This is a genomic window from Candidatus Pelagibacter sp. PS_37, assembly GCF_059417825.1.
Genome location: NZ_CM182067.1, coordinates 920,878 through 940,896 on the forward strand (window position 1 = coordinate 920,878; position 20,019 = coordinate 940,896).

At 31.1% G+C, this 20,019-nt stretch carries 19 protein-coding genes; 1 reads left to right on the plus strand and 18 read right to left on the minus strand.

Features of this window, described 5'->3' with window-relative positions; all coding sequences use genetic code 11:
* Nucleotide 1 precedes the first annotated feature (1 nt).
* The 17 genes from AC5SL9_RS04940 to hflK all read right to left on the minus strand — a co-directional run bounded on the left by AC5SL9_RS04940 (nt 2) and on the right by hflK (nt 18,214).
* A complete protein-coding gene (locus tag AC5SL9_RS04940) occupies nt 2–952 on the minus strand; it encodes a D-2-hydroxyacid dehydrogenase family protein (protein ID WP_006997918.1) in 951 nt (316 codons plus the stop codon).
* The gene (locus AC5SL9_RS04945; RefSeq protein ID WP_006997917.1) at nt 945–1,844 is read right to left on the minus strand and encodes a DMT family transporter; all 900 of its coding nucleotides are present in this window, start codon (nt 1,842–1,844) and stop codon (nt 945–947) included. The genes AC5SL9_RS04940 and AC5SL9_RS04945 overlap by 8 nt, the downstream gene beginning before the upstream one ends.
* The gene (locus tag AC5SL9_RS04950; protein ID WP_006997916.1) at nt 1,845–3,086 is read right to left on the minus strand and encodes an NAD(P)/FAD-dependent oxidoreductase; all 1,242 of its coding nucleotides are present in this window, start codon (nt 3,084–3,086) and stop codon (nt 1,845–1,847) included.
* 68 nt (nt 3,087–3,154) lie between these two features.
* The gene (gene rodA, locus AC5SL9_RS04955; protein ID WP_494573900.1) at nt 3,155–4,276 is read right to left on the minus strand and encodes a rod shape-determining protein RodA; all 1,122 of its coding nucleotides are present in this window, start codon (nt 4,274–4,276) and stop codon (nt 3,155–3,157) included.
* The gene (gene mrdA, locus AC5SL9_RS04960; RefSeq protein ID WP_494573901.1) at nt 4,277–6,244 is read right to left on the minus strand and encodes a penicillin-binding protein 2; all 1,968 of its coding nucleotides are present in this window, start codon (nt 6,242–6,244) and stop codon (nt 4,277–4,279) included.
* On the minus strand, nt 6,234–6,755 hold the full coding sequence (locus AC5SL9_RS04965) for a hypothetical protein (RefSeq protein WP_011282344.1): 522 nt from the start codon (nt 6,753–6,755) through the stop codon (nt 6,234–6,236). The genes mrdA and AC5SL9_RS04965 overlap by 11 nt, the downstream gene beginning before the upstream one ends.
* Nucleotides 6,752–7,603 carry a rod shape-determining protein MreC gene (gene mreC, locus AC5SL9_RS04970; RefSeq protein WP_020169655.1) on the minus strand — a complete coding sequence of 284 codons (852 nt, stop codon included), beginning with the start codon at nt 7,601–7,603 and terminating at the stop codon, nt 6,752–6,754. The genes AC5SL9_RS04965 and mreC overlap by 4 nt, the downstream gene beginning before the upstream one ends.
* 5 nt (nt 7,604–7,608) lie before the next feature.
* Entirely contained in the window at nt 7,609–8,646 is a 1,038-nt protein-coding gene (locus tag AC5SL9_RS04975) for a rod shape-determining protein (protein ID WP_006997911.1), read from the minus strand.
* A gap of 5 nt (nt 8,647–8,651) precedes the next feature.
* Entirely contained in the window at nt 8,652–10,214 is a 1,563-nt protein-coding gene (locus AC5SL9_RS04980; protein ID WP_027307116.1) for a 2-isopropylmalate synthase, read from the minus strand.
* 105 nt (nt 10,215–10,319) lie between these two features.
* Nucleotides 10,320–11,339, minus strand: coding sequence for a ketol-acid reductoisomerase (gene ilvC, locus AC5SL9_RS04985; protein WP_006997909.1), 1,020 nt, complete (start codon nt 11,337–11,339; stop codon nt 10,320–10,322).
* A gap of 20 nt (nt 11,340–11,359) precedes the next feature.
* Nucleotides 11,360–11,908, minus strand: coding sequence for an acetolactate synthase small subunit (ilvN, locus tag AC5SL9_RS04990; RefSeq protein ID WP_006997908.1), 549 nt, complete (start codon nt 11,906–11,908; stop codon nt 11,360–11,362).
* A complete protein-coding gene (locus AC5SL9_RS04995) occupies nt 11,909–13,675 on the minus strand; it encodes an acetolactate synthase 3 large subunit (protein WP_494573902.1) in 1,767 nt (588 codons plus the stop codon).
* 19 nt (nt 13,676–13,694) lie between these two features.
* Complete coding sequence (miaA, locus tag AC5SL9_RS05000) at nt 13,695–14,636, minus strand: tRNA (adenosine(37)-N6)-dimethylallyltransferase MiaA (protein WP_494573903.1); 942 nt, start codon at nt 14,634–14,636, stop codon at nt 13,695–13,697.
* A 2-nt stretch (nt 14,637–14,638) separates the two neighbouring features.
* Entirely contained in the window at nt 14,639–16,051 is a 1,413-nt protein-coding gene (locus tag AC5SL9_RS05005) for a Do family serine endopeptidase (RefSeq protein WP_494573904.1), read from the minus strand.
* Between the two features lies 1 nt (nt 16,052).
* Entirely contained in the window at nt 16,053–16,238 is a 186-nt protein-coding gene (locus AC5SL9_RS05010) for a DUF2065 domain-containing protein (RefSeq protein ID WP_006997904.1), read from the minus strand.
* Nucleotides 16,239–16,247: 9 nt separating this feature from the next.
* The gene (gene hflC / locus AC5SL9_RS05015; RefSeq protein WP_006997903.1) at nt 16,248–17,114 is read right to left on the minus strand and encodes a protease modulator HflC; all 867 of its coding nucleotides are present in this window, start codon (nt 17,112–17,114) and stop codon (nt 16,248–16,250) included.
* Nucleotides 17,114–18,214: an FtsH protease activity modulator HflK gene (gene hflK, locus AC5SL9_RS05020; protein WP_011281404.1), complete on the minus strand. Its 1,101-nt coding sequence runs from the start codon at nt 18,212–18,214 to the stop codon at nt 17,114–17,116. Before hflK ends, hflC begins: the two co-directional genes overlap by 1 nt.
* Here hflK and AC5SL9_RS05025 point away from each other — a divergent pair, their 5' ends adjacent.
* The gene (locus tag AC5SL9_RS05025) at nt 18,215–19,090 is read left to right on the plus strand and encodes an Mrp/NBP35 family ATP-binding protein (RefSeq protein ID WP_494573905.1); all 876 of its coding nucleotides are present in this window, start codon (nt 18,215–18,217) and stop codon (nt 19,088–19,090) included.
* Here AC5SL9_RS05025 and thyX read toward each other — a convergent pair.
* Nucleotides 19,071–20,018: an FAD-dependent thymidylate synthase gene (gene thyX / locus AC5SL9_RS05030; RefSeq protein ID WP_006997900.1), complete on the minus strand. Its 948-nt coding sequence runs from the start codon at nt 20,016–20,018 to the stop codon at nt 19,071–19,073. The genes AC5SL9_RS05025 and thyX overlap by 20 nt on opposite strands.
* Nucleotide 20,019: the final 1 nt, after the last annotated feature.

Genomic DNA, 20,019 nt, shown 5'->3' on the forward strand with positions numbered 1-20,019 from the left:
TTTATTCTAATACTCTTAAGGGTTTACCTGCAACACATGCCTCTAATCCTTCAATCATCTGTGTATAAAATATACTATAATTTTCTGCTGTTACATAGCCAACATGTGGCATCAACAATGCATTTGGTAAAAATCTTAATTTATTTCCTTCTGGTAGAGGTTCTTTTTCATAAACATCAAGTCCTGCTCCAGCAATAACATTGGTTGATAATGCTATAATTAAATCATCTTCATTAATAATTGATCCTCTAGATGTATTAATTAAAAAAGCAGTTTTTTTCATTGAGTCTAATTCTTTTAGTTTTATTAACTCTTTATATCTTTCTCCACCTTGCACATGGATCGATAAAAAATCAGAATTTTGAAATAGATCTTCTTTACTGCATGGAAGGACACCAAGTTCTTTACAGGTATCCAAGTTTAAATTTTCACTCCAAGCCATAACTTCCATGCCAAAAGCTTTAGCAATTTTAGCAACTTGTGAACCAACTCTTCCAAGTCCAACTAACCCCAAAATCTTTCCTTTAAGCTCAAACCCAATAGTGGTTTGCCAGTAACCTTGGTACATGTTGTCAATTTCTTCTTTAAAATTTCTAGCTAACCCTAAGATTAAACCCCAGGTTAATTCTGTTGTGCCTGCAAAATCAATGTCAGTACCACACACAGTAATTTTTCTCTTTTTAGCAGCAGCTAAGTCTATTGCTTTATTTCTTGAACCACTGGTAATGATATATTTAAGGTCATTTAAATTATCGATTAAATTTTTAGTAATAGGAGTTCGCTCTCTCATTATCAATAATGCTTCAAAGTCTGATAATTGCTCTATGGCATCTGCTTCATCTTCAAAGGGTTTACTGAATATTTTAAATTCATATTTGCCAGATAATTTTTTTAAATCAACAAATTCGTGAGACACGTTTTGGTAATCATCTAAGATAGCAACTTTAAGCATTTTTAATCTTTCTGTTTGATAAAAGAATTCCTGTTAAAATAAATATTGCGCCCAACATATGATAAAACATAAATTTTTCATTAAAAATAATCATTGCCATAATTGCACTTAAAATAGGCATCATATGTAAAAAAACACCTGCTCTGTTAGCACCAATTAAAGCAACTCCCTTTATCCAAAAAATAAAAGAAGCAAGACCTGGAAATAGAACTACATAAAATAAAATCATGTAAAAGTTTTGATTTAAAACAATTCTAAAGCCCATTTGATACTCTATAAAGTAAATTGGTATTAAAAAAATAAAGCCAAATGAAATTACTACTTCTAGTAAACCTAGTTGAGATAGTTCGTGTTTTTTTTTCTTTAAAAGAGCTGAATAAGTAGCCCAAGAAAGCATTCCAAAAACCATCGTGATGTCACCCTTGTTGAAGTCTAAATTCATTAATATTCCAAGATTTGCTTTGGTTATAATTAAAACAACTCCAATAAAAGAACATGTAACGCCCATTATTTGAAAAGTATTAGTTTTTTCAATTTTTAAAATTGAAGAAATGAAAATGATCATCACTGGTATTGTTGATATCATCAACACTCCACTGATTACTTGCGTAAAGTTTAAAGAATAATAGACAATTGAATTAAAGATAGTGACGCTCGTTATTCCAAGAATTGTGTAATATTTATAATTTTCTAAAATATAACTTCTTTTGTTAAATAGTTCTTGAATTGTAAATGGAGCTAAGATCAACCAAGCAAAAAGCCATCTATAAAAATTTAATGAAAATGGAGGTACTTGATATTGACTAGCAAATTTTCCAACTAAAAAATTTCCTGACCAAAATAAAGCTGCTAAAAATAAAAAAATATAAGCAACATTATTTTTATTTATCACTTAGCTAAACCTAAGAGAGCTATATGGCTTTAAGTCTAAGTTTGTATTTTCTTCAGCAATCATTCCAGAGATTATTTTCCCTGAAATAGGTCCTAATGTCCATCCTAAATGATGATGACCAAAGCAATAAAAAACATTTTTATATTTTTTTGAAGGTCCTATTACAGGCAAGTAGTCTGGTAATGTAGGTCTAAAACCAAGCCACTCATCTTCATGTTCGGGTAAATCACCCATCATGTATTTTGCATTATTAATTAAATTTTTAACTCTTGATTTTGATAATGGGTTGTCTAATCCACCAAATTCAACCGTACCTACAACTCTAAGTCCCTGTTCCATGGGTGTAATACCAAATCCTCTATTTTGGAAAATTACGGGTCTACTTAAAAGATGATCGCAATTTTTAAAATGCACATGATACCCTCTTTCAGTATCTAGAGGTATTTTTTCATCTAAATTATCTGTTAATTTTTTTGAAAATGAACCGCAGGCAATAACAATTTTATCAAATAGAAAACTTTGTGTTTCAGCTTTTATAACTGGCTTTTCATCATTAAAATTTATGTCTTTAATATTCATTTTTAAAAACTTACCCCCCTTTTTCAAAAAAAGATCATAAAGTTTTAAAAGAATTTTCTTAGGGTTTCTCGCATGTCTGCCATATTGATAATAAACACCTCCATGATAGATAGGTTTTATATTCGGTTCTAAGTCATGAATTTCTTTTGGAGTAATTACTTGTTGATCAACCCCCAGTTCATTTCTAACTTTAATCTCTAGTTCTCTACTTTTTAAACTTTGATCGTTCCAAATATATAAAATACCTTTTTTTTCAACCAATCCTCCAAGCTCTACTTCATCAAATAATTCATCATAAGCAGGTAATGCTAAATCTAAAATTTGATGCATGTTTTTAGCAGTATGCATCATTCTTTTTGTAGTACAGTTTCTTATAAATTGTAAAAACCAAGGCATCATTTTTGGAACATAGTTCCATTTTAAAGCAAGTGGACCTGTAGAACTTAAAAGCATTGCAGGGACATCAGTTAATACATCAGGTCTATTTATAGGAACAGATGCATATGGAGAAAAGTGACCTGCATTACCGTAGGATGCAGCAGGACTTCCCGGTTCATCTCTATCAAAAATTGTTACACTAAAACCTTTTTTTTGTAAAAATAAAGCATTTGAAATACCTTGTATACCAGCACCAACAATTCCAATTTTTAAATTTTTTTCCATGACACTTTATATAATTCTTAAAATTAAATATTCTCGCGACAAATTCGACAAGTAAAACATTAAAATACTTACGCTATTAGCTGTTTATGATTAATTTTAGCACTCATAACAATTGCAAATCCAATCATGGTTGCAAGCATTGAAGACCCTCCATATGACATAATTGGCAGTGGAGATCCAACGATAGGCAGTAAACCTAAAACCATTGACATATTTACTGTTACATAAAAAAATATTGCAGACCCATAGCCGTAGCAAAAAAGTTTAGCAAAATAACTCCTCGAGATTGCACCAATTCTTAATACTCTATAAATAATGATTATATAAATTAACAATAAAACTAGAGAACCTAAAAAACCTTGCTCCTCAGCAAATAAAGTGAAAATGAAATCTGTATGTTTTTCTGGTAAAAATTCTAAATAACTTTGAGTTCCTTTTAAAAAACCTTTGCCAGTTAAACCTCCAGATCCAACTGCTATTTTAGATTGAATAATTTGGTAACCTGCACCTAGAGGATCCCTATCTGGATTAAGAAAAGTCAAAATTCTAAGCTTTTGATAAGGTTGTAAAAAAGCAATGGCAAAAGGCATTGAAATTAATAAAGTTATAAATGAATAAACAAAATATTTAATATTAATTCCTGCAAGCCATATGACAACTAATCCACTTAAAGCAATTAAAATTGAAGTTCCCAAATCAGGTTGAGTAATAACAAGCATGATTGGTAAAATTAAAATTACCAAAGCAACAAACATAACTTGAAAACTATTAACTTTATTCAATTGTATACGGTGATAATATTTAGCAAGGCATACTATTATTGCAATTTTCATTAATTCAGATGGCTGTAAATTAATAAAATATAAATTGATCCATCTTTGTGATCCTGAAGCTTTAATGCCATACAAGGAAGCCCAGACTAGAAAAAATAAAACTACAATATAAAAAAAGTAAGCAAAGTAATGCCAAAATTTAATATTAAAAAATGACATAAAAATCATCATTGTGAAAAAAATTAAAAATTTTGAAATATGACTTTTGCTATGAAATAAGATTTGCCCCCCATCGGTTGAGTACATGGACAAAGCACTAATTAACCCAAGCAATAAAATACAAATTAACAAAATGTAATCAAAATTTCTTAATTTTTGAAAAAAAGTGGGTTGTGTATTAAATGAATTGTATTGCATTTATATTTTTAAATCATTTTGTTTAGTTTGTTTCTCTCTTAGCTCATGTCTATCTATAATTAATTTAAACAGTTTTTTTGCAATCGGTGCAGCAGCTGAACTGCCTGATCCACCATGCTCTATAACAATACTTAATGCGTATCTTGGATTCTTATATGGACCAAACGCTATATATAAAGCGTGATCCCTCTCATTATATGGAATTTCAGAGGTACTTAAATCAAGTTCTCTTGCAGCTTCAGTTATTCTTTTAACTTGTGATGTTCCTGTCTTTCCAGCAAATTGGTATTTGGGATCTTCGATACGTGAATTGTAAGAAGTCCCTCTGACTTCATTTGTAGATGCAAATATCGCTTCACACACTAAGTTTATATTTTTAGAACTTTTAAATAAAGTTTCATGTTCCTTTTTATCTAAAAACCCTAAAAGTTCTTCTGTTGTATCTTTTAATCCACTGTCTTTTTTATTTAATTGTCTTCTATTTTCATTCATTATGAATCTAATTTCATCTGCAGTTTTACTATCCTCTTCTACTATTATTTTTGGATAAATCTTAAATCCTCCATTTGCAAGCTGAGCTGTCATTTGACATAATTGTAGAGGTGTTGTTTGAGTATAGCCTTGTCCAATACCTGTGATTAATGTTTCACCTATAACCCAACCTTTTCCTAAATTATTTTTTTTCCATTTGGTGTCAGGAATTAACCCTTTTTTCTCAATACTAAATGTTTCATTTAAAACTTTTTCACCAAGGCCAAATTTTATAGATGTTTCTTTTAATCGATCTACACCAAGTTTTCTCGCAATCTCATAAAAATATGTATCACAAGACTGCTTCATTGCGTCCTTTAAATCTACAATGCCATGTCCTCTTTTTTTCCAGCAATGATAAGTTTGTCCATACATTTCAATTTTTCCTGTACAGTTAACTTTGAAATTTTCATCAATAATTTTATTTTCTAGTGCTGATAAAGCTACCATTGGTTTGAATGTTGAGCCTGGTGAATACAAACCAGATAAAGTTTTATTAACTAATGGTTTTAATGGATTGTTTCTAATTAACTGCCAGTCATCTTGATTAATTCCAAAAAGAAATAAATTAGGGTCAAATGATGGTGATGACTGCATAGCAATTATATCACCCGTATAAATATCCATTACACTTATTGAGCCAGCTACACCTTTTAAAAGCTCATTACAAAACTTTTGAATTTCTGTATCTACTGTCAGTTTAATTGTTTTGCCATTTAATCCATCGGTATGATCAAGTTGGCTAATTCTTTTTCCATAGGCATTAACTTCATACCTTTGGATACCATTCGTACCAATTAATTCATCTTCAAAAGTTTTTTCTAAACCATTTTTTCCCACTTTGAGACCTGGTACATGTGTACTTCTTATAATTTCATTATTTAGAATATCTTTTTCACTCGCTTCACTAACATAGCCCAAGACATGTGTATAACTTTCACTAAAGGGATAGTTTCGTGATACAGATAGAACTGGTTTGGCTCCTACTAAATCGTGCAAGTAATAATTGACTTTTGTAAACTGCTCCCATGTTAAATTTTTAGAAATGATTATAGTTTCCCAAGGTTTTTGTTTATTTTTTTGGTCTATTATTTTTTTAAAATCATTATTACTAATATTTAAAATTTCTTTTAACCTTACCATCAAATATTTAAAATCTTCTACTTCTTCAGGAGTAACATGAAGTTGATATACTTTTAAATTACCGGCAATAACATTTTCAAAATAATCTAAAAACTCACCTCTAATTGGAGGTAATTTCCATTCACGTAATCTATTTTTGTCAGATAGAGTTAAATATTTTTTATTCTCTGTAATTTGTAATGAAAATAATCGAGCTATTATTCCAGTAAATACAATAATCTTAGCAGCACCAATAATAAACATTCTTCTATTAATGGTTTGAACTTTTTTTACACCAAAATCTTCACCCAGCATTATTATTTCTCACTACATAATTTTCAAAAAAATTAAATAAATTTGAAAATAAAAAATAAAACAAAAAAGTGAATACCATATTTATTATTTGGTCAAAATAATTTAACTCATAATTAAAAATAAATTTTAAAGATAAAAACAATAATGAATTTATAATTAAAATTGTTAAAAGAAAAAATATACCATCTTTTAGTAAACTTGGTCTTAAAGTGATATTTCTAAGATAGGATGCTGCTACACAAAGTATTAGATACATTAAGCTGCTTAATCCAATTGGAGTTCCTATCACAACATCGTTAAACAAACCTGCAATAAAAATATAAGTATATCCTAAACTTTCAGTTTTTTTTAAACTATAATAAAAAATTAAAATATATGAAAAATTAAATGAAAAATATTTTAAACCTGAATAATTAAAATCATAATCATTTAAAACAGATACAAAAAGTAAAATTACGGGTACTTTTAATAATATTATTCTAATAAAATTTTTATTTCTTAACCCTGTCATTTGTTCTCACTTTTTTTAAATGAAACAACTTTTACAAATTTTAATTGAGAAAAATCTGAAAAAAAATCTACTTTTTTTTCATCACTCAAGTTATTAATATTCATTCTTCCTATAGGTATTCCAGCCTTGAATAAGCTGCCTGCTCCAGAAGTGTAAATAACAGACTCATTTTTGATATCCTCATATTTTTTGCTATACTGAATTACCCCATAATCTTTACCCGTCCCTGAAAGTATAGAAATTACTGTATTCGGTTCTACTATGACTGGAATTTTACTATTCAAATCTGAAAGTAATAATACCCTAGATGATGAATAGTTAACCTCAACAATTTTTCCAACAAGATATTCACCATCTATTACAACCATTCCAAGGTTTACTTTATGTTTACTGCCTTTGTTAATGATGATTGATCTTAAGTAAGGACTACTTTTATCACTTAAAACTTTAGCAATTATAGTGTCTGATTTAACCAAATGATCATCAACAATATTTTTTAATCTTTGGTTTTCTGAAATTATAAATTCATTTAATAAATCTTTGGCTTTTAAAATCTCTAGTTCAGACTTAATTTTTTCATTTTCCTTATAAAGTTTTTTATGATTTTGGATTGTAAGATAACTATCTTTTAATAAATTTTCTGGCACAGAAACTATAAAAGACGATCTATAAACTACTTCCTTAATGCCTGCTTTTACATAGTTTATAATTTTAAAGTTAAAACTGCCCAAAATTAAAAAAACTATAGAAAAAAATATTAAACTTAATAATGAGAATCTTTGCTGTGTTCCTTTTTTTAAAAAAGCAGATCTTAATGCAATTACAAAATCATCTCTGCTTGGTTCCATTATTTCTAATATTCAGATAGCATAGTAGAGAATGTTTCTTCTTGCTCTAGAGCTTTTCCAGTACCAATAGCAACACATGCTAAAGGATCATCTGCTATAAAAACTGGCAATCCAGTTTCTTTTGAGAATCTTTTATCAATATTTTTTAATAAAGCTCCACCGCCTGTTAACGTTAAACCCATATCTACTAAATCAGCTGACAATTCAGGAGGAGTATTTTCCAGAGCATCTTTTATCCCATTTACCATTTCTTTTAAAATATCATTTAAAGCTTCCGCTGTATCTTCTTCAGTAATATTTACTTCTTTAGGTGTTCCTGATCTTAAATCTCTACCTTTAACAGCATAAGTATTGCTGTTCGATGGTATAGCAGTACCAATTTCTTTTTTTATTTTTTCAGCAGTACTATCTCCAATCATTAAATTATATTCTTTTCTCATATAATTAACTAATGCTGTATCCATTGCATCTCCAGCAACTCTTAAAGATCTAGAATAAACAAGACCACCTAGTGACATAACGGCTATCTCCGTAGTACCTCCACCTATATCAACAACCATTGATCCTGTTGCTTCTGAGATTGGAAGACCTGCACCAATTGCTGCAGCGATAGGTTCCTCAATTAATTGTACTCTTCTCGCACCTGCTGCTAACGCACTATCTTGAATGGCTTTTCTTTCAACTGGTGTTGACCCTGTAGGAACGCAGATCAAAATTCTTGGGTTTGCAAAAGTTTTATTTTTGTGAACTTTTTTTATAAAATGTTTAATCATTTCCTCTGTAACTATAAAGTCTGCAATCACTCCATCTCTCAAAGGTCTAATAGCACTAATGTTACCAGGTGTTCTTCCAAGCATCGTCTTTGCTTCATCACCTACAGCTAACACAGTTTTTTTTCCATTATTATCAGCAATGGCTACTACAGAGGGTTCATTTAAAACTACTCCTTGCCCTTTTAAAACAACAAGTGTGTTAGCAGTTCCAAGATCAATCGCCATATCTTGACTCCAAATACTACTTAAATTTTTAAACCAATTAGCCATCTTAGTTATATACCTTTCACTTTTTGAGTTTCATGCTCCATTGGAGCAGTTTTTTTTCTTTTAATAATCATTTTATTTAAAGCACTTAAATAAGCATTAGCTGATGCTACCAATGTGTCAGTATCCGCAGCTTGTCCAACTGCAGTCTTTCCTTCTTCTTCAATTCTAACACTTACTGTAGCTTGTGCATCAGTTCCTTCAGTAACTGCATGAACTTGATACAATAACAATTTTACATCATGAGGATATAATACTTTGATGCATTTAAAAATAGCATCTACAGGTCCATCTCCTGTTTCAGATGTTTTTTTAACTTCTCCATAAACATCTAGTGTCATTTCTGCTTTTTGAGGTTCACCTGTTCCTGCAAAAACTTTCAATGATTTTAAATTAATCATATATTTATCTAAAACCAAACTATCATCAACTAGTGCTGCAATATCATCATCATAAACATGTTTTTTCTTATCAGCTAAAATCTTAAATTTTCCAAAAGCTGTTTGAATTACATCATCAGTTACATCTGCATAACCAAGATCATTTAATTTTTCTTTAAATGCATGTCGTCCTGAATGTTTTCCCATAACAAGAGATGTTTTTTTAACTCCTACACTTTCAGGCGTCATAATTTCATATGTTTCTCTATTTTTAAGCATTCCATCTTGATGAATGCCTGCTTCGTGTGCAAAAGCATTTTTTCCAACAATTGCTTTATTAAACTGAACAGGAAAGGTTGCATTTGAAACAACTTTAGAAGCTTTACTTAACAATTCAGTTTTAATTCCAGTTGAATAAGGCATTAGATCATTTCTTGTTCTTATTGCCATTACAATTTCTTCAAGTGCTGCATTACCCGCTCTCTCACCAATACCATTTATAGTGCACTCTACTTGTCTTGCTCCTGCTGCAACCCCTGCAAGTGAATTTGCAACTGCTAACCCTAAATCATTATGACAGTGAACGGATAAAATTGCTTTATCAATATTTGGAACTTTGTTTTTTAATGTTGTAATTATTTTTGTAAATTCAGCTGGAATTGTATAACCAACAGTATCTGGAATATTTATTGTTTTAGCGCCACAACTGATTGCAAGCTCAACTGACTTACACATATAATCCATATCTGTTCTTGTGCCATCCTCGCATGACCACTCAACATCATCTGTTAAATTTCTTGCATAAGTTACACTTTCTTTAATTGCATCTAAAACTTGTTCTGGTGATTTATTCAACTTGTGCTTCATGTGTAATGGACTTGTTGAAATAAAAGTATGAATTCTAAATCTAGGGGAAGCTTTTAATGCTTCATGACATACATCTATATCTTTTTTACTTGCTCTTGATAATCCACAGGGAATAGAATTTTTTAGAATTTTACTTATCGCAGTTACCGCTTCAAAGTCACCAGGGGATGCAATTGGAAAACCAGCTTCAATTACATCTATACCTAATTCATCAAAAATTCTTGCAATTTGAATTTTTTCTTCAAGACTCATTGATGCACCAGGTGATTGCTCACCATCTCGCATCGTAGTATCAAATATAAAAATTTTATCTTTGTCGCTCATAACCAATAATTTTAGAAAATCTATAATACAATCTATAATAGAGATTGCAAAATAAATGTTATATTTTGGCTATAATTTATGATCGATTGAGGTTTTTAGTAAAAATTAACTCTTATCACTATCTATTAATTTTTTCTTACCAATCCAAGGCATCATGGCTCTAAGTTCAGCACCAACCTTTTCAATTGGATGATCCGCAAGATCTTTTCTCATTTTTAAAAAGTTCTTTTGGCCGCCTTCACACTCTTTCATCCAGTCTTTTGTGAACTTACCAGATTGAATATCAGCTAGAACTTCCTTCATTCTTTTCTTGCTCTCACTATCAACAACCTTTTTACCAGATACATACTCTCCATACTCTGCTGTATTGGAAATTGAGTAATTCATATTAGCAATTCCACCTTCGTAAATTAAGTCTACTATCAACTTTACTTCATGTAGACATTCAAAGTATGCCATTTCTGGTTCATAACCAGCTTCAGTTAGGGTTTCAAAGCCATTTTTAATAAGCTCAACTAATCCACCACATAAAACTGATTGTTCACCAAATAAATCTGTTTCACACTCATCTTTAAAGGTAGTTTCAATAATACCAGATTTTCCCCCACCTATTGCTGAGGCATATGATAATGCAAGGTCTCTTGCTTTACCTGTTCCATCTTGATGAACTGCAAATAAACATGGAACTCCACCACCTCTTTCAAACTCACTTCTAACCAAGTGACCTGGTCCTTTTGGAGCAACCATAAATACATCTAAATCTTTTCTAGCATCAATCAGCTTGTAATGAATATTTAACCCATGAGCGAAAGCTAAACTTGTTCCTTGTTTAATTCTTTGCTCAATATGATTTTTATAAATTGAAGCTTGTAATTCATCAGGTGTTAAGATCATTGCAACTTCTGCCCATTCAGCAGCATCTGACATATTCATAACTCTTAATCCTTTTGACTCAGCTTTGGCTTTACTCGCTGATCCATCTCTAAGTGCTACAACAACTTCTTTGGCTCCACTATCTTTTAAATTTAGTGCATGTGCATGACCTTGGCTTCCATAACCAAAAATTGCTATTTTTTTACTTTTAATTAAATCTACATCTGCATCTTTTTCATAAAACATTTTCATTTTTTTTCTCCTATTGGTAATTAATTTAAAATTTCTGCACCTCTAGTCATTGCTACCGCTCCAGTTCTTGAGGCGCTGACAAGACCAAGTGGTTTTAAATTCTTTATCATACTATCTATTTCTCTTCTTAATGCTGTAATTTGAATTACAGCAGATTTATTTGTCTGATCTAATATAACTGGATTATACTTTTTACAAGCATTTAAAGCTTTCTTAATTTTGATAGAATTTGCAACAATTTTTAATAGAGCCATTTCTTTAAATATCACTTTTTTATCTTCTCTTTTAAAATTAACAACATTATGCACTGGAACTAATTTTTTAAGCTGCAATACAATTTGTTCTATAACTTGTGGTGTCCCTGTTGTGACAATAGTAATTCTAGAAAGGTTTTTTTTATGATCAATTTCAGCAACTGCTAAAGATTCAATATTATATCCTCTACCTGAAAATAGCCCTACTACTCTGGATAAAACACTTGCTTCGTTATCAACCCATACAACAATAATGTGTGTATCAATTTTTCCAGATTTACTAGGTGTGCTATATGCGGATTTAGATTTTACCATTTAAACTAACGCTTTTCCTTTTCCTGTAATTTTATTTGCATCCTGATCCTTTGGACCTAAAAGCATTTGGTTGTGAGGTTTTCCCGATGGGATCATTGGAAAACAATTTTCTCCTTGATCTACAAGACAGTCAAAAATAACAGGTCTATCTGTGTTAATCATTTCTTCAATTTTTTCATCTAATTCACTTGGATCTTTTGCTCTAATACCAACACATCCATAAGCTTCTGCTAATTTAACAAAATCTGGTAAAGCTTTTGAATAACTTTCAGAATAATTTTTTTCGTGTAGTAGCTCCTGCCACTGTCTAACCATTCCCATATATTGGTTATTTAAAATAAATATCTTTATTGGCAAATTATACTGAACTGCTGTTGATATCTCCTGCATATTCATAAGAATTGAGGCTTCACCTGCTATATCTACCACTAGTTTTTTTGGATGAGCTACCTGAACACCAATAGCTGCTGGTAATCCATAGCCCATTGTTCCAAGGCCCCCAGATGTCATCCATCTATTAGGTTTATCAAATTTATAATGCTGTGCTGCCCACATTTGATGCTGTCCGACTTCAGTTGTAATATAAGTGTCACTATTTTTTGTTAATTCGTACAATCGTTGAACTGCATACTGAGGTTTAATAATTGTATCACTGTTCACAAAACTTAAAGATTGTTTAGTCCGCCATTTTTCAATTTGTAGCCACCAGTTTGAAATTTTTTGTTTATTAGATTTTTCTAGATTTAATTTTTTCTTTTTTAATGTTTTAGTCGTTGAACTGATTACATCCGATACATCACCAACTATTGATAAATCAACTTTAACTATCTTATTGATTGAAGATGGATCTATATCAATATGAACCTTTTTTGATTTAGGGGAGAACTCATCTATTTTTCCTGTGATCCTATCATCAAACCTTGCACCAATATTAATTAATAAGTCACAGTCATGCATTGCATTATTAGCTTCATAAGTTCCGTGCATTCCAAGCATTCCTAAAAATTGATTATCATTTCCAGGATAAGCACCTAGGCCTTGTAAAGTTGAGGTTATAGGAAACCCTGTTAAAGAAACTAACTCTCTTAACAATTCACTTGCTTTGGGTCCTGAGTTAATTACTCCACCACCAGTATAAAATATTGGTTTTTTAGACTCACTCATTAAATCAATAAGTTGATCTATGTCTTTTTGATTAAATCTATTTAAATTTTTAGTAACAACTTTTTTATCTTTATTTGGTTTTGAGTATTTTGTTTTTGCAAATTGAATATCTTTTGGAATATCAACTAATACTGGTCCTGGTCTTCCTGTTGTTGCAACCTCAAAGGCTTCATGCATAATTCTTGGCAAATCATATATATCTTTAACTAACCAGTTATGTTTGGTGCAAGGTCTTGTAATTCCTGTAGTATCGCATTCTTGAAAAGCATCTGTTCCAATTAAGTGTGTAGGTACTTGTCCTGAAATACAAACTAAAGGAACTGAATCCATATACGCGTCGGTTAATGCGGTTACAACATTTGTTGCACCCGGTCCTGAAGTAACCAATACAACACCTGGTTTTCCAGTTGATCTTGCATAACCTTCTGCAGCATGACCCGCTCCTTGTTCATGCCTAACTAAAATATGTTTTATAGTTGGGTGATTTTTTAGTTCATCATAGATAGGAAGAACTGCTCCACCTGGATATCCAAAAATATGTTCAACTTTTTGGTCTTCAAGACACTTGAATACTATCTCTGCTCCTGAATATAATTTTGGCATCCAGGCAATCTATCGGACTTTATGTTAATTGGTCAAGTTTAAGAGAAGATTTTTTTAATTTTTTTATATAACCATTTAATTTGATTGGATCAATTTTAATCCAAGATGTCATCCTAGTTCTTGCCCAAGTCGCTTGTCTTTTAGCGTATTGTCTTGTTTTAATTGATATTAACTCTTCTGCTTCATCCAAGGTAATTTCATGATTTAGATACTGTGTCAATTCGGCAATCCCAATTACCTTGTTTACACTCTGATCTTTTTTAATTTTAAGTTTAAGAAACTTTTTAACTTCAGAAATGGCTCCACTATTTACCATGCTAGAAGTTCTTAAATTAATTCTTTCAATAAGCTTTTCTCTTTTTGTTTCAATATGCAGTTTTAAAAAATCACTATTTTTAAATTCTGATTTAGTCTTAGCTAACCAATCATACATAGATATATTTGTAAAAGATTTAATCTCATAAGCTCTTATGGATCTTTGAGTATCATTTGGATCAAATTTGTCTTTAATTTTAGGATCAAGTTTTAAAAGTTTTTTATAAAATTTTTTTTGTCCTTCTTTTTTAGACATTAGTCTAACTTTGTTTCTAAACTTAAGAGGTATCTCTGGAATTTTAACTAGTCCATTGATTAATGATTGAAAATATAGACCTGTTCCACCAACCAAAATTGGAATTTTTTTCTTTTTTTGAATATTTTTAATTTTTTTAATTGTGAGTTCTAACCATTGTCCAGTTGAAAATTTTTCATTTAAATCAACAAATCCATATAGATGATGTTTAATATTTTTTTGTTCTTGCCTGTTGGGTCTTGCAGTTAATATTTTTAATTTTTTGTAAACCTGCATGCTGTCAGCATTGATGATTTCTCCTTCAATTTTTTTTGCAATCTTAACAGCAAAATTTGATTTACCTGATGCAGTCGGTCCTGAAATTAAGATAATTTTGGACTGTTTGTCCATTATTAATCTAGCTTAACACCAATATATCTTCTTTGGTTTTGATTATTGTAAATTACAATCAAAATAGTTTTTTGATTAGATTTTAAAACAGTGCTTACAATATCTTCAAGATCTTTAGTAGATTTTATTTTTTTCTTTTGAGCTTCAACAATAACATCTCCAACATTTAAGTAATCTATTGGGCTATTTTTTCCAATATTTGTTATAACTAAACCTGTTGTTTGATTAGGTAATTTTCTTTGCTCAATATCTTCATCATTCAATGGTCTTACAATTATTTTTAAAGATTTAATTTCAGAAATTTCAGGTGTTTCTTCTTTAGTTTCTTTTTTTTCTACTTTAAAATCCTCTGAAGTTTCAAGTCTTCCTAGTTTAATTTTTTTTGTAATCTCTCTTTTATTTCTCCAGATTTTAACATCTACAGTTTTACCAACTTCTGTTTGTGCAACAATTATTGGTAATTCTTTCATCTCTTTAATCTTAGTGTTATTAAACTCTAATATAATGTCTCCTGCTTTAATTCCTGCTTTGTCAGATGGGCTATTTTCTGCAACACTAGCAACTAATGCTCCTCTAGGTTCATCTAATTTTTCAACTTCAGCAATTTCTTCAGAAACTACCTGAATTCTAACACCCAGCCATCCTCTTTTAGTTTCACCAAATTCTATCAATTGATTTACAACTCTTTTTGCATCGTTCGATGGTATCGAAAAACCTATCCCAATAGAGCCACCTTTACCCAAAATTGCTGTGTTAATTCCAATTACATCACCATTCATATCAAATAAAGGTCCGCCTGAGTTTCCTGAGTTTATTGATGCATCAGTTTGAATGTAATCTTCATAACGAGACAGACCAATTGATCTATTTCTTGCTGATATTATTCCTGCAGTAACCGTTCCTCCTAAGCCAAAGGGATTACCGATTGCAATAACCCAATCACCAATTCTTGCTTGATCAGAATTTCCAAATTTAACTGGTATAAATTTTTCTTTTGAATCTATTTGAAGGACTGCAATATCAGATAAGGGATCAGCACCAACAACCGTCGCTTTATATTCTTTATCACCATCAACTCGAACTAAAATATCTTCTGCATTTTGAATAACATGATTGTTAGTGATTACAATTCCACTCTCTTCTATTATAAATCCTGAACCTAGTGCAGCAGACTTCCTTGTTTGAGGTGTTCCAAATTCTTTGAACATATCTTCAAAAGGTGATCCAGGGGGAAACTGAAAACCAGGAAATGGATTTGAATTTGTAGTAACTGTTGTCGTTGTAGAAATGTTTACAACAGATGGCATTAATTTTTCTGCCAGATCTGCAAATGATGCTGGTGCATCTTTTGCAAACCCTTGTGATGCAAAACTTATTGCAAAAAATATAATAAATAATTTTTTAATTCTGTTCATTTTAACTTTTTATATACCAAATAATTATAAAACCTATAACTGCAAAAATTAATCCACCACTTCTTAATTGTGAATCTTTTATCATCTCCATTTTTTTTAACATACTTTTCATTTTTGATGGAAATAAGGCATATAAAATTCCTTCTATAAAAAGAAAAAGTCCAAAAGCTATAATTAGCTCTTTCATTATTTTAGATTAATTTTTTGGTTTTATGTTACCAAAAAATTTAAAGAATTCACTGTCAGGTGATAAAATTAAAGATGTCTGTCCACCAATTAAAGCAGTTTCATAGGCTTGCATCGCTCTGTAGAAAGCAAAAAATTCTGCATCTCTTCCAAAGGCTTCTGCAAAGATCTTATTTCTTTCACCATCTCCTTGACCCTTCATGATTTCAGAATCTTTATTAGCATTTGCTAAAATTACAGAAACATCTTTGTCTGCAGTTGAAGTAATTGTAACCGCCATCTCAGCACCTCTTGCTCTAAATTCTTTTGCTTCTCTTTCCCTTTCAGTCTGCATTCTTCTATAAATTGCATCACTGTTTGCTTGTGGAAGGTCCGCTCTTTTAATTCTAACATCTACTATTTTAATTCCAAAACTTTCAGCTTCAGTATTTACGCCTTCTTGTATCAAAGCCATTTGTTTAGTTCTATCTTTTGAAAGTAAAGTTTGTAATTCTTGCTGACCGAGTACATTTCTCAGTCTTGAGTTAATAATCGTTGCTAGTCTTGATCTTGCAACTCTTTCATTGCCAACTGAAATATAAAATTTTAAAGGATCTACAATTCTAAATCTTGCAAATGCATCAACAATTAAACGCTTTTGATCTGATGCAATAACTTCTTCTGGTGGTGTATCTAAATTTAAAATTCTTGTATCTAGAAAAACTACGTTTTGAATAAAAGGAATTTTAAAATTTAAACCTGGTTTTGTAATAATTCTTTTAGGATCACCAAATTGGAGAACAATCGCTTGGTTTGTCTCTTTAACTATAAACATAGATAGAAACGCTAATGCTCCTACTGCAATAATTATTGGTAATAAAATTTTTTGTACTTTCATTAGTTACTTGCCTTTTTTTTACCTAGCTCTGGTAATGGTAAATACGGCACCACACCTGAACCTGCATTTTTTTCTATAATTACTTTATCAATATCAGCCAAAACTTTTTCCATAGTCTCTAGGTACATTCTTTCTTGAGTAACTTCTTTTGCTTTCGCATACTCTTCATAGATAGATACGAATCTGCTAGCTTCACCTTCTGCTTGAGCAACCACTTGTTGTTTATAAGCTTCAGCTGCTTGCATAATTTTTGCAGCTTCTCCTCTAGCTCTTGGGATCACATCGTTTGCATAAGCTTCAGCTTCATTTTTTGATCTTTCCATATCCGCTCTTGCAGCTTGCACGTCTCTAAAAGAATCAATTACCTGATTAGGTGGGTCTGCTTTTTGCGTTTGTACTTGAGTTACCTGAATACCACTATTGTATTCATCTAATATCTTTTGAATAATTTCTTGTGTTTCAATTTCAATTTTAGCTCTTCCTTCAGTTAAAATTGATTGAATATTACTTTTAGCAACAACTTCTCTCATTGCAGTTTCTGCAGCAGCTTTCACTGTACTTTCTGGGTCTTGGACCTCAAATAAAAATTTTCCTGCATCTTTAATTATCCAGAATACTGAAAAATCGATATTAACAATATTTTCATCCCCTGTTAACATTAAACTTTCTTGAGGGATATCTGCCACTCCTCCACCTTGTGAAAAACCACTTTCTCTTTCAGATCTAAAACCAATATCCATTCTATTAACTTTTGTAACTTTTGGTGTTTCAACAGCCTCTACTGGAAAAGGAATATGATAATTTAATCCTGGTTGTGTAGTTTTAATAAACTTACCAAATCTAAGGACAACACCTTGTTCATCTGGAAGTACTCTATATAGGCCACTTGCTAACCATACGAAGGCTAAAATAATTAGAACTAATATAATTGGTTTTCCTCCTGATGAACTTCCACCAGGTAAAAATTTATTTATTTTACTTTGAATATCTCTAATAATTGCATCTACATCAGGTGGTGTAGGTCCTTTTCCCGAACCATTTCCTCCTCCTGGAGGTGTTCCCCAGGGACTTCCGCCTCTACCTTGAAAATCGTCTGACATATGACAAAGTATATAATGTCTTTCTCACAAAAAACAAGTAATGATAAAAATATGACAGATAAAAAGCCAGAACTAAGTGACGCAATGAAAAAAAAACTGGAACCTAGAAAGTTCACAAAGAACCCAATTTTAGGAACAAAATTTACAATAGCTATTTCAAGTGCAAAAGGAGGAGTTGGAAAATCAACTTTTGCAACCAACCTTGCTTTAGCATTAAAACAAATTGGCTGTAAAGTTGGTTTACTTGACGCTGACATTTATGGTCCATCAATTCCAAAGATGTTTGATATTAATGAAAAACCAAAAAGTGATGGTCAAACCTTAACTCCAATTACAAAATATGATATTCAATGCATGTCCATTGGTTTTCTTGCAGACCAGCAAACTCCAATGATTTGGCGTGGACCTATGGTTACTAGTGCAATTAAAACCTTTACACAAAAAGTTGGTTGGAAAGATTTAGATTTTATCATTGTTGATATGCCTCCAGGAACTGGAGATACCCAATTAACTTTTTCTCAAGAAATTAAGATGGATGGAGCAATCATTGTCTCAACTCCTCAAGAAGTGGCACTCCTTGATGTTAAAAGAGGGATTAAAATGTTTGACAAGCTTGGAGTTAAGATCTTGGGTTTAGTTGATAACATGAGCTATTTCACTGGTGATGATGGTAAAAAATATAAAATATTTGGTGAAGGTGGGGTTAAGCGAACTGCGGAAGAATTTGAAAAAGAATTTTTAGGAGAAATTCCAATAAATCCTGAGGTTGGAAAATGTGGAGATGAAGGAAAGCCAATTGTTGAAGCTAATCCTGAACACGAAATTTCTAAAATATATTTAGACTTTGCTAGAAAAATTAAATCAACTTATCTTTAAGATCAAAAGAAACCATAAGTTCATTCCATTCTCTTTTGGATAAGCCTGAACTATCTGGATTAACATCCTCACCTTTAATAAGTTTTTGAATGATAATTTTTCCTTTAGCTGAAACTTCTGTGCCCCCTACTCTATAATCCATGAACGCATCATAAGTTATAGGTACCCATTTCTTAACAGTATCTAACATGATGTCAGCATAAACTCTTATTTCATACTGAGCATGACTATCAGCTCTTAATCTTAAAAAATTCATTAAGTTTAATAAATCAGTTTTCCAATACCACTGGGTATAAGTGTTTAAAGTTAAATTCATTCTTGCAAGTTCTCTTGCTAACCCTTTTTTATTTTCATCAATCGTTGATCCATCAAATCTTTGATTGAGCATCATCTCATAGTTGTCATAAGTTTGTTCAGCATCATTTTTTAAAAGTTCTAAAACTTCTTTTGCTTGTTCACCTTCAATAACATCACCTCTACCTTGTCTGTTGCTTGAAGATTGAGCTGCTAAATTTTCTGCAGATGGCAAATAAAATTCTTTATCTAAAATTGAATACCTTGCTGAGTATTCATTAACGTTTGCTGTTCTATGTCTTATCCATTGTCGGGCAATAAAGATTGGAAGCTTCACATGATATTTGATTTCACACATTTCAAATGGAGTGCTGTGCCAATGTCTCATTAAATATTTAATTAAACCTGCATCTGTTGAAACTTGTTTGGTTCCTTTTCCATATGAAACTCTAGCTGACTGAACAATTGAAGTGTCATCTCCCATGTAATCAATAACTCTTACAAAACCATGGTCTAATGCTGGCATTGCCTCATACAGAATATTTTCAAGCGCTGGGGCAGTAACCCTTTTCGTTTGATTTTGCTGACCTTGTTGATCTTTGATCTCTTGTGATTGTTCTTTAGTTAATTTCATG

Coding starts and splice junctions, on each gene's coding strand:
- mreC (WP_020169655.1), bottom strand. CDS start 7,603: ATGGAACCAAGCAGAGATGATTTTGTAATTGCATTAAGATCTGCTTTT.
- AC5SL9_RS04965 (WP_011282344.1), bottom strand. CDS start 6,755: ATGACAGGGTTAAGAAATAAAAATTTTATTAGAATAATATTATTAAAA.
- AC5SL9_RS04995 (WP_494573902.1), bottom strand. CDS start 13,675: ATGCCAAAATTATATTCAGGAGCAGAGATAGTATTCAAGTGTCTTGAA.
- miaA (WP_494573903.1), bottom strand. CDS start 14,636: ATGGACAAACAGTCCAAAATTATCTTAATTTCAGGACCGACTGCATCA.
- thyX (WP_006997900.1), bottom strand. CDS start 20,018: ATGAAATTAACTAAAGAACAATCACAAGAGATCAAAGATCAACAAGGT.
- AC5SL9_RS04940 (WP_006997918.1), bottom strand. CDS start 952: ATGCTTAAAGTTGCTATCTTAGATGATTACCAAAACGTGTCTCACGAA.
- AC5SL9_RS05005 (WP_494573904.1), bottom strand. CDS start 16,051: ATGAACAGAATTAAAAAATTATTTATTATATTTTTTGCAATAAGTTTT.
- ilvC (WP_006997909.1), bottom strand. CDS start 11,339: ATGAAAATGTTTTATGAAAAAGATGCAGATGTAGATTTAATTAAAAGT.
- AC5SL9_RS05010 (WP_006997904.1), bottom strand. CDS start 16,238: ATGAAAGAGCTAATTATAGCTTTTGGACTTTTTCTTTTTATAGAAGGA.
- AC5SL9_RS04975 (WP_006997911.1), bottom strand. CDS start 8,646: ATGGCTAATTGGTTTAAAAATTTAAGTAGTATTTGGAGTCAAGATATG.
- AC5SL9_RS05025 (WP_494573905.1), top strand. CDS start 18,215: ATGACAAAGTATATAATGTCTTTCTCACAAAAAACAAGTAATGATAAA.
- AC5SL9_RS04950 (WP_006997916.1), bottom strand. CDS start 3,086: ATGGAAAAAAATTTAAAAATTGGAATTGTTGGTGCTGGTATACAAGGT.
- rodA (WP_494573900.1), bottom strand. CDS start 4,276: ATGCAATACAATTCATTTAATACACAACCCACTTTTTTTCAAAAATTA.
- ilvN (WP_006997908.1), bottom strand. CDS start 11,908: ATGGTAAAATCTAAATCCGCATATAGCACACCTAGTAAATCTGGAAAA.
- hflK (WP_011281404.1), bottom strand. CDS start 18,214: ATGTCAGACGATTTTCAAGGTAGAGGCGGAAGTCCCTGGGGAACACCT.
- hflC (WP_006997903.1), bottom strand. CDS start 17,114: ATGAAAGTACAAAAAATTTTATTACCAATAATTATTGCAGTAGGAGCA.
- AC5SL9_RS04980 (WP_027307116.1), bottom strand. CDS start 10,214: ATGAGCGACAAAGATAAAATTTTTATATTTGATACTACGATGCGAGAT.
- mrdA (WP_494573901.1), bottom strand. CDS start 6,244: ATGCTGGGTGAAGATTTTGGTGTAAAAAAAGTTCAAACCATTAATAGA.